The sequence below is a fragment of the Vibrio mediterranei genome (assembly GCF_900088415.1).
Taxonomy (GTDB): Bacteria; Pseudomonadota; Gammaproteobacteria; order Enterobacterales; family Vibrionaceae; genus Vibrio; species Vibrio mediterranei.
Genome location: NZ_FLLQ01000002.1, coordinates 326,795 through 342,083 on the forward strand (window position 1 = coordinate 326,795; position 15,289 = coordinate 342,083).

Consider the following 15,289-nt stretch of genomic DNA (forward strand, 5'->3'; position numbering starts at 1 on the left):
CTTCGAGTAGATCCCTGCCTGCGCAGGGATGACCACCTTTTTGGCTTTGGCTTTGGCTTTGGCTTTGGCTTTGGCTTTGGCTTTGGCTTTGGCTTTGGCTTTGGCTTTGGCTTTGGCTTTGGCTTTGGCTTTGGCTTTGTGCCGATTATGTCGCTTTTTTCTTTGTTAGTTCTAGTAATACCGGTAGTAAAACCAAACTAAATATCAAGATGCAGCTAAGTGCGATGGTTAGCACTAAGCCAATAGAATGCATCCCTCTATGTTCTGCGACGATTAGCGCTCCAAACGTAGCGAGTGTCGTTAGACAACTAATCAAGGACGCTTTAGGTGTAGAGCTCTTAAAGAAAGCATTGATGTTTCTAACGGCTCTAAAACGCTTAACGATATGAATACCATTATCGACCCCCAAGCCAAATATCAAAGGGATAACAATAATATTAGCCATGTTCATTGAAAGATTAAACCAATGCATCATGCCTAAAGTGGTAATTGCAGCTAGGCCAAGCGGAATAAAGATCAAAATAACATCACGCTTCTTGTCTACTGTCCAAATCAAAATCAGTGCAATACCAAATACCGACATCAAGATGGCGGCTTGAAACGCTTGGACAATAATACTGCCAACTTCTTGCTCTGCTACTGCACGTCCTGTTGCATTAGAAGCGACTTTTTTCACCTGGGAGATAAACTGTTCCAATTCATGAACATTTGTCATATCTCCCTTAGGAGTAACTGCAACCAACCACTCTCCATTATTCGCGATGTAGCGTTGCTGTAGTGATTTTGGTAACTGACTGACTGACGGAGCGACAAGCTTAGCTTCCGGGTTATTAGCAAGTGATGAAAGGTTTTCAAACAGGTTCATTGTCACTTTCTGGGTGTCAATATCCGTAGGTAATTTCTCAGCATCAACCCAATTTTTTGACAATGCAGACTGTCTAAATTCGACATAATCCATTGGTTCGTCAACTGATTGAGCATTTATAGCGTTGTGTAGTTGTGAGTATCTCTGTTCGATTTTATTAGGTAGAAAATCACTCGCTATTGTTACATCTTGAACGCTTGTCTGACTCAATAGCCTTTTTTTCCACTGCTCAGCTTCTTGCTGATCCTTTGCTATTGCATACAGTTGGTAACTTGAACCAAGGCCATGTTGTTGAAGCGCGTTTAAACCCGCCACTGACTCGGAGTTAGGATTTTTAAGAACCAATGTCGAGAAGTCGAATTTAAATTGTGTTGCACCATACCCCATACCGATAGCGAGAAGGCAGGAAGCCGCGACTATCAGCTTTTTGTTTGCATTTAGTTTTTTCCCAAACCATACAAATCGGTGTGTATCCACGTGATGCTTCACTGTTGGATACCCAAACAAAGTGAAGAACAACGGTATAATGATAAAGGTGGCGGCCAAACCTAAAATCATACCCAACGCAGATATAATGCCCAACTCGCCTAAACCAGTGTAGCTAGTAGGATAAAAGCTTAGAAAGCCCAACGCTGAAGATAAGGCACACAGAGTAAGCGGCTTAATTGAGTGAGATGCCGCAGCTTTCAAACTTGTGACGTTACTATCACCTCTTGCTCTTAGTTCATGAATATGCAAACAGAGGTGAATGGAAAAATCGACCGCTAAACCGATAAACATAACCATAAATACAATCGAAATCGTATTGTAAGACCCAACAACAAATAAGCCTGCCGCAAATGTCCATACTAAACCGACTAATACTGTTACATAACAAGCAAGAATGACACGTAGAGAGCGAATGCCAATAGCTAGTATTAGGACCAAACCTAACAAAGACGCAGATCCAGCAATAGTAATACTGTTGTTTGCATCGGCAATTTCATCAAAGTCTAAGGCTGCTTGGCCGGTAATTTGGACTTTGATGTCATTCGGTAAATTCTGAGATTCAATAACACGATGAATAGTTTCTATTATCGCCCTATTGGGCTCTTTTACGGTCTCGTCAGGCTGAGCCACTATGGTAATAGCAAACGCTTTAGGTAGCTCTATGTTAGTTTTTAATAATTGTTGCCAATCCACTGCCTTGCTATCAATCGCTGACAGCAGAGGTGTAAGGGATGCTTGGTCTTGCTTGGCGAGGGCGCCGAAATATTGGTTAATATTCTGTGCTCTTGCTGCTTGAGCAGCAGGTTCAACGTCATCCTGTGCGGTTTTTAACAAGTGTTGAAATTCTGTGTCTGACAAGAAGCCCAGTGAGTATTGTTCAAACCAAGAAAGTGAGCTTGGCGCGAATACGTCTTTAAACAAAGCCTCTTTTGCTAAGGCGTCCGATAAATCGTCAACATGCTGCTTTAACTGCGGGTCGCTACTACTAGTAATAAGCAAGACGACATTCCCAGTATCAGGGAACGTGCGATCTAACGTTGCTAAGTTCTCAACCCATTGCCCCTCTTGTTTTACTAGAGAAGACAAGTCCGCGTTCATTTTAAAATGTTGCTGACCATACCAAGCACAAAGAGCGGTCAAAGAAAGGACAAGAAAAAGTGTTAGCTTAGGAAAGCGTAGAATATGAGAGATAAATCGGTTCACAGTAAGATTTAAGACAAACGTTAATTAAGGCAATGATAGCCCAAAATCGCTAAACATTGGTTAACTTCCTGTCAGACCCGACTAATAAAAAAGGAGGCATCTGCCTCCTTTTTGCAATATTCATCACATCAAATGATTATTCTTGATCAATCATCCACTTGCGGAATTCTTTACGTTCTTCTTTTGAGGCCTTAAGGTACCAAGCTTTCAGTTGCTCGACATTTTCTACTTTTGTCGGTTCAGCTTTTACTGTGGTTTTCGGAGCGTTATTATTTGCTGCAGTAACATCCTTAGAAGTTGCTACCGCGGCTGTTGTCACTAAGGTTGCTGTGGTAGCTTGTTCCGCCTTGGTCATTTGACCGTTATCGAAGACAATACCTCTTTCAGCATTGTGTGCTGCTATCAGCTCATCCATTTTCATATAAGGTAAGAAACCACTTTGTGCTTGAAGCTTCTCTTGAGAATAGGAAAGAGTACTGCCGTCTTGTGTGATGCGCCAGTCAGGTTGGTCTGTTCTAAATGCAGCTTTAGCCTCTTGCTCACTTCTGGCAACTGGATGATTGATTTTTACTTCATCACCTGAAACATTGAATGTGAGAACGTAGGGAGCAGAAGTGAACACACCTGAGCTACTACCTTTTCCTACTTTTTTATCCATTCTCACTACAACTTGGTTTTCACCTTCCGTCAACTCGTTTTTTCCTATTCGGCTTTCCGCTTCTTGTCCATTAATAAAATAAACAGAAACTCCTTTGAGAGGAATAAGTGTTGCCGCACTTACTGAAAAGGAACAACCAAGCGCAACTAATGCGGCCACCATATTTTTTTTCACGACCCGACTCCCTTACAAAATACGATTGGGTTATTAGGCTAGAATGCCATAGATTCAAATCTCAAAATAGCCATTTTTAGGAATATTTAGCTGTAGAAGATTGATTATGCGCACAAAAAAAGAGTCACCCTAAGGTGACTCTTTCTAAAATTATCTGCTCTAAATTAAATTAGAATTCAGCTTTAGCACCAACTGCGAAGCCAACACCGTTTTGAGCATAGAAGCTGTTTCCAGTGTACTTGTCGCTGTAACCATTGCTTCCACCAACTTCAGCGTATACAGTTGCTGCAGGAGCAACTTTGTAACCAGCGTTGATGAACCAGTTAGTCTCGCTATCATTGTTAACTGTTTCTGTAGCAGAAGTATTTACGATATTGTCTTTGTCTAGGTTAACTTGGCTTACACCACCAGCGAATACCCATTGGTTTAGAGTGTAGTCAGCTGCAAAACCGTAAGTTTGAGCAGTTTGGCTCTCACCAGTCTTAGGATCCATCTTCATGTTGTAGTAACCTAGTTCAAGGTTTAGGTTCTCAACACCAGCCCAACGACCTTCGATTGCATAAAGTGTTTCTTTATCGCCGTCGCTCATGCCGTCAGCTAAGTTTGCGTTGCCTTTAAACTCAGCTTGACCGTAAAAACCAGTGAAGTCAAAATCAGCTACACGGTAACCGATTTTAGCATCTACCATGTGACCGTCTTCACCAAGACCAGCATTTTCGTTCTTGTCTTGCTTGTATGCGATACCGCCGTAGAAGTTACCTTTATCAATGTCGTAACGGATTGACTCATCAGCACCAAATGGTGAACCGTTTGAGAAGAAAGAGTTTAGACCGAATTGATAGTCAGAACCGATACCAGCATCGTCAAGCATAGAGTCAAGACGACCAACGATTAGAGAACCAGCTGCTTGAGAGTATACACCAACATAAGTGTTACCAGCTTTAACTGCGTTATCGTCTAGACCGTTATCTGCACTACCGTCGAATTCCCAGTAAGCGCCGAATTGTAGGTCATTGTTGATAGCGTAACGAACGTCAAAACCGAAATCTGCATCTTGAATTTCTTGTTTAGTTGTTGCGTTGTCTTCATAACCGCGCTTGTAAACAACTTCAATGTCACCTTTTAGGTTAACAGTAACTTTGTTTTCGTTATAGATTTCGATACCTGCTTGCGCAGAACCCGCTGCTAGTACAGCTAGAGCTACTAGAGTTTTTTTCATGATAATCCACTGCCTTTTCTTAGATGGGAATTCCTTTTCGGTTCCCTTTTTTAATATATGTGACGTCTAAACCTTCCTTCAGAACGACAACCTTTTGTCCTTTGGTTGATTCAGCGTCTTTAAATCTCGAAACCAAGAATGCAAAAGTTATCAGGCAATGTCAAACACTCTAAACAAAATAAATAAATATATGTAAAACATTAAAAATCAACAACTTATGAATTTCATAGTGACGTATCGCAAATTTTTTGAACACCTTTCGATTGCAACACTAGTCTTGTTTTTGGGTAACATTCATAAATATAATTCTATAAATAGTTGAAATAATACACATCAAACAGAACTTTATTCGTTACAACTATGTTTTTTGGCGTTTTATATTTTTTATCATGCGAAAAATATAACCTAATGTGAAAGTTCACTTATTTTTTGTGACTTTGATCTAAATACCCACACTAGATACGACTGTTTTTGAACATATTTTTCACTAGCTAAAGTGTGCTACACTCGCTCGTCGTCAATTTAGGGCTGTTTATGCTTACCAGTAAAATCCAACAATCCATTCGCCAGAGTTATCAAAACCTTCAGAATCAGCTAGAAAACTTTGTTCCGCGTCGAGCTCAGAACTATCTTGTTTCAGAGATCGCTAAAACACTTTGTGGCCAGTATCACAAATCAACTCGTATGATTGTTGCAGAAGCAGGTACTGGGATTGGAAAAAGTCTGTCTTATTTAATGGCAGCTATACCTGTTGCTGTTCAAAATAATCGTAAGGTGGTTATTTCTACCGCAACAGTTGCCTTGCAAGAACAGTTACTTGATAAGGATTTGCCACTGTTCCGACGTATTACCGATCAAAACTTCTCTTTTATTATTGCTAAAGGAAGACAGCGTTATTGCTGCGCCGAGAAATTGGCCGTGGCATGCGGTGCCGATGGTGGTCAAATGGCCATGTTTGAAAGTAAGCCTAAAAAATCTGATATCGAACAGCTTCAACTCATGTACGAGAAGCTAGCTCAAGGTAAATGGGACGGAGACAGAGACTCCTGGCCGAAGCCCATTGATGATGTCATTTGGCAAACCATCGTTAGCGAAAAGCACAGCTGCAATAACAGTTTACCTGCTCACCGAGGCTGCCCATTCGCTAAAGCGCGGTCTGAACTTGATAAAAACGATGTCATTATTGCCAACCATAGTTTGGTAATGGCGGACGCAGACCTTGGTGGCGGCGTCATCCTCCCAGATCCCGAAAATACAATCTTTATCTTCGATGAAGCTCACCATCTACCGCACGTAGCTAGAGACCATGCATCCGCAGCGGCTACTTTAAAGGGTGCCGCCTCTTGGTTAGAAAGATTGAATCAGTCTGCGAGTAAGTTCTCTGGTTTAGCTGACGAGAAGCGGGTTGGTCGCTTTCGCAACGAACTACAGGATTCCATACAGCAGCTCATCCCTCTATTAAATGAGGTCAATTCTTATTGCTCTGGTCTTCCATTTGAAGAAGACAGTTGTCGTTTCGAGAATGGCGAGTTACCCAGCTGGCTAGAAGAGCAGTCTAAAGCACTCAAACAGTTTTCTCAAAAAGGCGCACAAGCATCGGCGAAAATTGCTGACCTCATTTCAGAAAGACTCAAAGACGGAGAGGTTTCAGCCAAACTAGCCGAACCCGCTTTAGCCGAATTGGGTTTCTATATTCAGCGATTTGATAATCTAGCTGCGGTATGGCGACTCATGGCCGAGCCTAAAAAAGAGAAAGGTGCACCATTGGCACGCTGGGTAGAAAAAAGCAAAGAGCGTGAGGGTGACTACGTAATCAGTGTCGCGCCTCTTGAGGTAGGCTGGCAATTAGATCAGCAGTTATGGTCTCGATGTGTAGGCGCCGTCCTTGTTTCAGCGACGATGCGTGCACTCAATTCCTTCGCTTTTTTCTGTAACCAAGCAGGTATCAGTCAGAAATCTGAAGATGGCGTCCAATTTTTAGCTTTAGCGTCACCTTTTAATTATGCAGAACAAGCAGAGCTTATTGTGCCCAAAATGCGTAATGAACCGCAGGCCCCTCAGTTTACTGAAGAGTTGACTGAAAAGCTGTTCGACTTTATTCAGGACGGCAAAAGTAATTTAGTGCTGTTTTCCTCTTATTGGCAAATGAATAAAGTTGCCGATGAGGTGCGATCGAAATTCGCTCTAAAAGGGTGGCATCTGCAGGTTCAAAGTGAGAAATCACGTACAGAAATTCTAAATAAACATAAAACACTGACTCAATGTCAAAAAACCAGTGTGCTTTTTGGAACAGGAAGCTTTTCCGAAGGACTAGACTTACCTGGGGAACTACTAGAGAACTTGATTATCACTAAAATACCTTTTGCGGTGCCGACTTCTCCCATCGAGCAAGCACACGCCGAATATATAGAGAGCAAAGGTGGCAATCCGTTTCTTCAGATTACAGTTCCAGAGGCGAGTAAAAAACTGATACAATCTGCAGGCCGTTTGCTACGTAAAGAAAGAGACTGTGGAACTCTCTATATTCTCGATAGGCGAATCGTCACAAAAAGGTATGGCAAGTCTCTGCTCGATTCCCTACCCCCTTTTAAAAGAACAATAGAATACTAAGGTCTAAAATCTCGATGGAATTTATCGAACCTAGCATGTTGGTTATTTTGGCGCTTGTCGCCTTTGCTGCAGGCTTTATTGACGCGGTCGCAGGCGGCGGCGGAATGCTAACGGTACCTGCACTGCTATCGCTAGGACTTCCTCCACACATAGCACTCGGTACTAACAAGCTAGCAGCTACGTTTGCCTCATCTACCGCAGCGTTTACCTACTATCGCAAAAGGTTATTTAGCCCTGAATGCTGGTATCGAGCTTTTATTGCGACACTCATCGGCGCGACTATTGGTACTCTCGTTGTTGACATGATCAGTACCGAATGGTTAGAAAAGATCCTACCTCTTATTATTCTTGCCGCAGCGCTCTACACGGTTTTTCAAAAAGCACCTCAAGGCGATGAACAGAACAAGGTCCATGTAGGCTGTCCCAAGTTTAATCGAAAGCAGTACTTACAAGGACTGTCTTTGGGCTTTTACGATGGTGTTGCCGGTCCCGGCACTGGTGCATTCTGGACCGTCAGTTCAATGGCTTTATACAGACTGAACATTTTATTCGCTTCCGGTCTCTCAAAAGCGATGAACTTCACTAGTAACTTTACCTCATTGATAACGTTCGCAGTATTAGGCCATATTAATTGGGTCTTGGGCTTAACCATGGGGCTGTGTTTAATGGCTGGTGCTTATATCGGCGCACATTCCGCTATTCGATTTGGAGCCAAGTTCATTCGACCTATCTTTGTTACCGTTGTAAGCATTCTGGCCATCAAACTGGCGTATGATGCTTGGTTATGATTTGGTCGAAGAGAAAGAGGAGCTGCAATGAAATTATCTGAAGTTAAAGCTCGACTAGAGCAACTCTATCAAGATGCTCAAGAGTTTGATTTTAAGAATCGTGGTCATAAAAAACCACTGTTTGATGAACACCTTTTCTCCGCTTCCAACATACTGCTTCAACCTTGCGTTATAGAAGCCGAGCGAACCTTAGATAAAATCATCACATTGAGTAAACAAGGTATTAGCACCTCTTCTTCAGAAATTTGGGTGACAAAGTTTACCGAGCAGCTTGAAGCGATTGAGCGAGTCTTGCTCATTGCGAATACACCCACTGATACTGCTTTAGAAAGCAAATCCCTTGAACAATTGAGGGCTGACCTTAGACAACATCAAGTTTGGGAACAAAAGTTGTGCACTCTTGTGAGGCAACAAGAACAGAGCCTGACAGGTGGTCAAACGACCAAACCACAACTTATCTCCACCGAACAACGTTTACAACGCTGCCGCAATGCTATGAATGCGATTCAGCACACCATCAATCAAAAGATGAGGTTAATATAATGTCTTCTGAATCTGGGCTCGATAACGCACCTGAAGAAATCAAACTTGCCGTTGATCTCATCTTTCTACTGGAAAGTAATGAGGTTGACCCTAAAGTGGCACTCAAGGCGCTAGAAATCGTGAAAAGCGATCTATTAAGAAAAGTAGAGAACTCTTAGGCCAAAATCTCCACCCAAACTTCATAAGCCGAAAAAAAGCCTTCTAATAAGAAGGCTTTTTGGTTTTTCTTTACGCTGTTGCTTGTTCAACTAACTTTTCAGCGTCATCTAATCGCTTATTCTCACCAAAACCGCGAAGACCGACAACATGAACATGCTCGTGATCTTTGAACACTTTACGCACCAATTTGTACGTCGTCCCTTTTTCTGGGCTGATGTTCTCCGGTGCGGCAATGAGTAGCTGCATCCCTTGGCGGTCACAAAGTTCAAATAATGTCGCGATGGATTTAGCATCAAGACGCGCAGCCTCATCCAGGAACAGTAAACGACAAGGCAAGATATCTTTGCTACGTAAACGACGCGATTCTTCTTCCCAGCTTTGCACTACCATTAACAGAATTGACTGACCTGTACCGATAGCTTCACCTGTCGATAGTGCGCCCGACTCTGCCTGTAACCAGCCATCAGAACCACGGTTAACTTCGACACTGAGCTCAAGATAGTTTCTATAGTCTAGTAACTCTTCACCCAGTACTTGCGGAGAGCGTTGCCCCATATCGATATGTGGGTTAACACGTTGGAACAACTTAGCCATGGCTTCAGAGAAGGTATAACGCGTTGTCTCGAACAAGTCTTTATGCTCACCCGTTAGAGCTACTAACAATTGCTCATGGCTCTCACGAATCTTGACATTAAGTCTTACGCCTTTCACCTGACCGAAATGAATATTCGATAGACCTTGGTTAAGCATACGAATTCGATTCTGCTCGCGCTGAATCGTTTTCTTGATGATGCTTGATACCGATTCCGAACTAATAGCCAAACGGTTTTCGCGTTGCGTCAGTTCTTCGGTCAAGCGAGCCAGCTCTACTTCCATCTCTTCAATAGCTTCTACCGGATCATCGGTGCGGATGATATCCTGACGGATGCGCTCTCTTAGATGTTGGTATACAGCGATATAGAACAGGACTTTGCGTTCTGGTTTTGAAGTATCTTCCGACTGACGCAGTGAATCACGCAAGTCTTCATTATCAGCGACCGCCAAACGCAGTGCACCCAATGACTTATCCGACATTGAACGCAATTCACCAGCACTCATGTAGGCGAGTTCACGTTTGTGTAATCGACGTTCTACGTCATTAGCTTTGGCTAGACGTAATACGCTGCACCATCCCGCTTTTGCTGCTACCACATAGGTACGTAACTCAACGTACTCTTTCTGAACCTTTTTCAGACGTTTCGCCAAACCTTTCATTTCAAGTTCAGTGGACGTCATGGTTTTCTCGTATTCGCTCTTACGAGTACGAGATGTTTGCAACGCTAACTGAAGCTCATTACGACGCTGCTCTGCGCGTTCCAATGCAGATTCATCAGGGACAATACCGTATTCCTGAAGCTCTGCTCTAAACTCTTGAACCGTTTCCAGTTTAGCTTGATGGGAACTCTTAAGAGACGCCAGTACTTGGTTGTATTGGTTAGCTTGCTCCTGAACTTGCTTTAAGCCTTCACGCAAACGAGCACGCGTTGATTCAGCTTGCACCAACTTTGCTTTAAGTTGCTCACTAAGTTCACTACTTTGATTCAACATATTTATGGAATCAGCATAAGCAAAGTAAGGACGACGCTCAGCCAAATCGGCAACGGCAAAGATCTGAGCTTTTAATGCTTGTAGATTTTTGTCCGCAGATTGGTATTGCTCCGTTAACGCTTCAAACTGTTCAGGGTCACTATCCAACGCATTGACCACACTAGATAGTTTTTCTAATGCGGAACCATGTTGATTAACATATGCTTTCGCTGAGGTTAGCTGTTCCATTTGCGATTGCAGCTCTGCAAATCGCTCAACCAGTGTCTCATCAAACAAAACATTTGATGAAATCGCCAATCGGTCAAGTAAACCAACCGATTGTTTTGTCGCCACCAGCTGCGCGTTGATCTGCTGTTCACGTTGTTTGTGGTCGCTTAGCTCACGAGTTACAGCACTTCGTTGCTCACGCAGACGCGCTAGCTGTACTTCAGGGTCGGATTCAAATGCTAACTGCATATGCTGTGCTGCGAAAGCATTGAATGCTTGGTATAGACGTTGCAGCTTTTGAGCATCAAACGCCGCTTTCGCGTGTTTTTCAACGGTCTCTTCACGTTGTTCACGCAGTAGCTCCAAACGCTGTTCACGCGCCGCTCTGCCAAATAGAGGGATCTTCGGAAAACGCGAGTAACGTAACTGTCTTTCATTAAGCTGCACGCACACTGCACCATCTAATTCGTCAGCATCAAATGAACTATCATCAAATGCATCGATGTCGCCTTCGATGATGTACAGATCTTCAGGGCAGTCATCAAGCTCTACCAGCTTTTCTTTAATTCCGTCAAGGTTTGACACTACAATCGCATGACGAGCAGGACCATACATTGCGCTAAAGTACGGCGCATCATCAATAGTAATGTCATCGTAAATCTCAGAGAGAAGCACGCCACCCAGTGTATCAGCCAAACCTTTCAAGCGAGGATCATTTGAACCACCTGGGGACGCAAGACGTTCAATCTCAAGATCAAGTTCTTCACGACGTTTCGCTAGTGAGTCGCGCTCAAATGAGGTCTTACGTTCGTTATCATTCACTTCCTGCATTGAGCTGATAACATCCGCTCGATCTGTCAGTTCCAGACCACTTTGCTCTCTTAACTCTTCTAGTGCATTGTATGACTTAATCCATTGAGGAGCATAACGTTCAAGTTTACTAATTTCAGAAGCAAGTTCCTGTTCACGTTGCTTCGCGTCACTTGATGATTCACGTAACTGCTCAAGTTGTTGCTCGCCTTCTAGCACTTTTTCGCGCTGACGCTCCGCTTCTATCTCAATATCCATTTCATTGGCTATTGTGACGCCAACACTATGGAGATCGTTAACCAGTTGCTGAGCTTGCTCTTGACGTTCAATATTCTTTTCAGTATCACGGAACTGTGCTCTTAGCTGGGATTCATTGCCTAGCAGTTGACGCTGCTCATCCACTTGCTTTAACGCTAGTCTCGCTGCGCTTGCTGCTTTATTACGAGGTACATCGCCTGCAACTTGCTGGACGAGTTCTAATGCAAGTTCAAACTGCTTCGCCGCAGCAGAAGACATGTCCAACTTATGCTTAAATTCCAGCAATTGAGTAGTACGTTCAGCTTCTTCAGTTTTCAGCTGAGTTAGCTTAGTCGCAGCACCATCTTGCTCAAGAGCATCATCATCAAGCAACTCACGCGCTTTCTCTAACGCTTGGACCGCCTGCTGATATTGCAGTGCGCGCGTCTGTTGCACATCCAGAGCTTGTTGGTAATCTGCGAGCTGCGTTTTTAAGCTATCCACTTCTTCTTCAGCGAATGTCGCTTGCTCTTCTGCAGCTAACTTACGCTCAGTGGCCTCTTCAACCACCATCATTTGCTCTTCAAGGCGCTCGTTGAGCTCCTCAAGATCTTCTTGATAACGTTCGATCTTCTCTTGTTGGCGTAAAGCATTTTGGACCAACAATAAGTGGTCTTGCGCGCCTTGATAGTCCTGTTCAAGCCCAGATTCACTTTCGAGAAGCATGGACAGTTCTTGCTGAACTTTATTTAGCAATTCATTCTGTGCAATCAAGGTTTGTCTTGAGCCAAACAACTCATTGCGCATCGCCATTGTACTTTCAAGCTTATTACGGCGCTCATTCGCATGTCGCATGTAATCTGCAGCAACATAGTTCGTTGATTCAGTAATAAGATGCTTGAACAGGTCACGGTCGGCTTGCGTCGTTTTGATCGCTTCTAAGGTTAAACGGTTTTCGCGCAGTGCCGATTCCATATCTTGGAATGCTTTTTTCACGCCGCCATTTTGAGGCAATAGATAGTCACGAAGCGAGCGAGTAATGGCGCTTGAAATACCACCATATAGCGAGGCTTCAATCAGGCGATAAAACTTCGAGCGGTCGCTGCTATTGCGCAATTTCTTTGGCAAAACACCAAACTCAAACATTTGCGCATGATAATCAACAATAGAATTAAACGCTTTAAAGTGAACGCCTTCCATACCACTGACCGCATCTTTCACTTCATTGATTTGGCGGACACGAGCATGGTTGTCAGACACTGCTTCAATTAGGATATCGGTCGGCTTAACGCTGCTTGGCAAACCTTGAATAATAAACGGTTTAATATCGACTTTTTTATCTCGTCCAGCAACTTGCTGCAACTTAACCACGAACAAGACTCGTTGATTGCGTGAGTTCACAACGTCGAGTGCCGAGTAACATGTACCTGGTTGCAGCTTACCGTATAGACCTTTGTCTCTCGATGCCTGAGAACTGCCGGCTTCTGTCGTATTTCTAAAGTGAAGCAAGCTTTGGTCGGGGATCAGAGCCGTGATGAATGACGCCATTGTAGTAGATTTGCCCGCACCGTTACCTCCAGATAACGTGGTCACTAGGCTATCAATGTCAAAAGTACGCGCGAAAAAGCCGTTCCAGTTGACCATCGTCATTGATTGATACTTACCTCTTTCAATCATACGTCAGCCTCCTGATCATCTTGCTGAATATCCAATTGTTCGGTTAACTCTGTCTCTTTCACTTCTTCGTTAGGAATTAAGCTACCTTGTGATGGTGCTTGAGTATGCGCTACCGCTTCGCCATCGCGGATCAGTCTCAATTGAGCATCACGCATATCGTCACCAACCCTAACGTCGGCACCAAAGCGGAACACCGCCTCACTGATACGGAACTTACCTGTATCACCAATAGAGATCGTCATACCTAGGCGGCGTAGACGTCTTAAAGACGTACGTACTTTTTCAAACAGTTTTTCTTTATCGAGATCAGATCCTGTTGCGCGATTAGTGACGAGGCGCATCAGTTTCTTTTCATCAGCGAGTGCCAATAACTCGTCATACAGTTCTTGATTGGTAAAGATGCCTTCATGAGCTAGACGCTCTGGGCTCAAATACAAAAAGCACAGTACTTTGCCCACCAGCATATCTAATTCTGACAACACACTTCGACCAATTAACGTGGTCGAACGAGGGCGTAAATAGAAGAATCCTTCAGGCGCTTTCACCAATTCCGTGTTATAGCGCTGATAGAAACTCGCCAGTTCCACATCAAAATCACACAAAAGAGCGTGATTATCCAAGTCCTCTGAGGAAATGTGTTTGCCCGCACGAAGTGCACTATCTAGTGCAGGAAAAAGCGGATTTGTTATCGCTTTTGCCAGTTTTTCTGACATGTATTCGTCAATATTTGTCGATGACATTTGCTTGTACCTTTGCGCCAAAATCGTTGATAGCTTGCCAATCTGGTTGAATGGCGGAGTAATCGGATTGGGAGTAACCCAACCGAACTGCTTGGTCCACAACGATTCTTGCTAGATCGAAATGATGAGTGTGTGGGTGTGCAGCAAGATAATCTCGAAGCACTATGCCTAAATCAATTGGAGCGCCCTGCTCTTTATGCACTTTCAGCATGTCTCCGATACGTTCGGCAAGTTCATCATTTACTTGTTCAAATTCTTCATATTCCACTTCAAGTGGCACAGCCCCCGTCACTTCGTCATTTCGAAGCACTAAAGCTTCATCACGAAGATCGGTGAGTTTTTCTGCGTCGGCATAGGTTAAATACCATGGCGCATCAAAATAGTCGGTCACAGACTGGCGAAGTCTTTGGCTGAATGCACGGTTTTGATCCATATCGATCGCAGTACGGATAAATTTATGTACGTGACGATCGTAACCAATCCACAAATCGATCGCTTGCTGGCCCCAGCTGATGATTCGATCTAACTTCATTTGTAAGCCAAACAGCGCTTCTCCCACAAACTCAAGCTCATCATCACCATAAACAATCTCTTGAATATCAAGTATTTGAGTTTGTAGTTCGTCCCCTGCTGCTTGCAGAGTATCTTGAAGCTCACGAAGATTTGCGGAGGTTTCAGACAGCAAAGCTTCGCAATTGTTGATGGCTTCTCGCCAGTCTTTATTGAGTAGCTCTGCAATTTGCAATTTGACCGACTGCTGCTGCTCATCCATAACTCGTTGGTTCAAATCAATCTGATCGAAAATTTCACCCACTGAGTATTTCAGAACGCCAAATACGTTCTTGCGCCAGTGACCAACCGTCCCGCCTTCTTGAGCCGCGAGAATGGCTTTCGCCATTTCATCCGCCACCATTGAAAGCTGGATAGAGAGTCTGAGTTTGGAGAACTCGCGATGCCTGACGTAGTAATCCGTAATGCCAATCGCAAGTGGACTGAGACGGTAGATGCTCGCGCCATCGTTTATCTCACTGGTAAAACGACTTAGCAGCCTCTGTTTAACCAATTCATTAATCGCATTATTGGCACGAAACGCGGTCGCTTCGCCCGTTTGCTCGAACTGTTGGGTGACGATCTTGAACGCATCGTGTAGCTCGCCCTCCCCCAGTTCTTCATCAAATCTTTCATTACTCAATACCGCGATAGATATGAGAAATGCCAACCGTTCAGTGGAAAGATTCAATGCAAAATCATGCTGTTTGACCCAGCCGACAAGTTCATCAATCGGTCGGTCATCCGCAATCAGAGTGTTATCACTCATGGTCT

At 43.8% G+C, this 15,289-nt stretch carries 10 protein-coding genes; 4 read left to right on the forward strand and 6 right to left on the reverse strand.

All coding sequences use genetic code 11. The features are described 5' to 3' along the window. Positions 1–145: 145 nt before the first annotated feature. The 3 genes from VME0621_RS07580 to VME0621_RS07590 all read right to left on the reverse strand — a co-directional run bounded on the left by VME0621_RS07580 (position 146) and on the right by VME0621_RS07590 (position 4,608). Positions 146–2,557: an efflux RND transporter permease subunit gene (locus tag VME0621_RS07580; protein WP_062457087.1), complete on the reverse strand. Its 2,412-nt coding sequence runs from the start codon at positions 2,555–2,557 to the stop codon at positions 146–148. Positions 2,558–2,693: 136 nt separating this feature from the next. Continuing rightward, positions 2,694–3,389, reverse strand: a complete 696-nt coding sequence (locus VME0621_RS07585) for a YccT family protein (RefSeq protein ID WP_231892928.1) — start codon at positions 3,387–3,389, stop codon at positions 2,694–2,696. Positions 3,390–3,558: 169 nt separating this feature from the next. After that, positions 3,559–4,608 (reverse strand): porin, encoded by a 1,050-nt coding sequence (locus VME0621_RS07590; RefSeq protein WP_062457084.1) that lies wholly within the window; start codon positions 4,606–4,608, stop codon positions 3,559–3,561. A 534-nt stretch (positions 4,609–5,142) separates the two neighbouring features. Here VME0621_RS07590 and dinG point away from each other — a divergent pair. The 4 genes from dinG to rsmS are packed head-to-tail and all read left to right on the forward strand — an operon-like array spanning position 5,143 to position 8,707. After that, positions 5,143–7,218 carry an ATP-dependent DNA helicase DinG gene (gene dinG, locus VME0621_RS07595; protein WP_062457080.1) on the forward strand — a complete coding sequence of 692 codons (2,076 nt, stop codon included), beginning with the start codon at positions 5,143–5,145 and terminating at the stop codon, positions 7,216–7,218. 14 nt (positions 7,219–7,232) lie between these two features. Further along, positions 7,233–8,006: a sulfite exporter TauE/SafE family protein gene (locus VME0621_RS07600; protein ID WP_006074961.1), complete on the forward strand. Its 774-nt coding sequence runs from the start codon at positions 7,233–7,235 to the stop codon at positions 8,004–8,006. A gap of 27 nt (positions 8,007–8,033) precedes the next feature. Continuing rightward, positions 8,034–8,549 carry a primosomal replication protein PriC gene (priC, locus tag VME0621_RS26115; RefSeq protein ID WP_082795483.1) on the forward strand — a complete coding sequence of 172 codons (516 nt, stop codon included), beginning with the start codon at positions 8,034–8,036 and terminating at the stop codon, positions 8,547–8,549. Continuing rightward, entirely contained in the window at positions 8,549–8,707 is a 159-nt protein-coding gene (rsmS, locus tag VME0621_RS07605) for a pleiotropic regulatory protein RsmS (protein WP_081875874.1), read from the forward strand. The genes priC and rsmS overlap by 1 nt, the downstream gene beginning before the upstream one ends. Positions 8,708–8,777: 70 nt before the next feature. On the opposite strand, the gene mukB is transcribed toward rsmS, so the two are convergent. The 3 genes from mukB to mukF are packed head-to-tail and all read right to left on the reverse strand — an operon-like array spanning position 8,778 to position 15,284. Continuing rightward, a complete protein-coding gene (gene mukB, locus VME0621_RS07610; RefSeq protein WP_062457077.1) occupies positions 8,778–13,226 on the reverse strand; it encodes a chromosome partition protein MukB in 4,449 nt (1,482 codons plus the stop codon). After that, complete coding sequence (gene mukE, locus VME0621_RS07615) at positions 13,223–13,966, reverse strand: chromosome partition protein MukE (RefSeq protein ID WP_038229606.1); 744 nt, start codon at positions 13,964–13,966, stop codon at positions 13,223–13,225. The genes mukB and mukE overlap by 4 nt, the downstream gene beginning before the upstream one ends. After that, positions 13,947–15,284, reverse strand: a complete 1,338-nt coding sequence (gene mukF, locus VME0621_RS07620) for a chromosome partition protein MukF (RefSeq protein ID WP_038229604.1) — start codon at positions 15,282–15,284, stop codon at positions 13,947–13,949. Before mukF ends, mukE begins: the two co-directional genes overlap by 20 nt. Between the last annotated feature and the right edge of the window lie 5 nt (positions 15,285–15,289).

Excerpts from the sequence above, each read along its gene's own strand:
- rsmS (WP_081875874.1), top strand. The coding sequence starts at position 8,549 with ATGTCTTCTGAATCTGGGCTCGATAACGCACCTGAAGAAATCAAACTT.
- mukF (WP_038229604.1), bottom strand. The coding sequence starts at position 15,284 with ATGAGTGATAACACTCTGATTGCGGATGACCGACCGATTGATGAACTT.
- priC (WP_082795483.1), top strand. The coding sequence starts at position 8,034 with ATGAAATTATCTGAAGTTAAAGCTCGACTAGAGCAACTCTATCAAGAT.
- VME0621_RS07600 (WP_006074961.1), top strand. The coding sequence starts at position 7,233 with ATGGAATTTATCGAACCTAGCATGTTGGTTATTTTGGCGCTTGTCGCC.
- dinG (WP_062457080.1), top strand. The coding sequence starts at position 5,143 with ATGCTTACCAGTAAAATCCAACAATCCATTCGCCAGAGTTATCAAAAC.
- mukE (WP_038229606.1), bottom strand. The coding sequence starts at position 13,966 with ATGTCATCGACAAATATTGACGAATACATGTCAGAAAAACTGGCAAAA.
- mukB (WP_062457077.1), bottom strand. The coding sequence starts at position 13,226 with ATGATTGAAAGAGGTAAGTATCAATCAATGACGATGGTCAACTGGAAC.
- VME0621_RS07590 (WP_062457084.1), bottom strand. The coding sequence starts at position 4,608 with ATGAAAAAAACTCTAGTAGCTCTAGCTGTACTAGCAGCGGGTTCTGCG.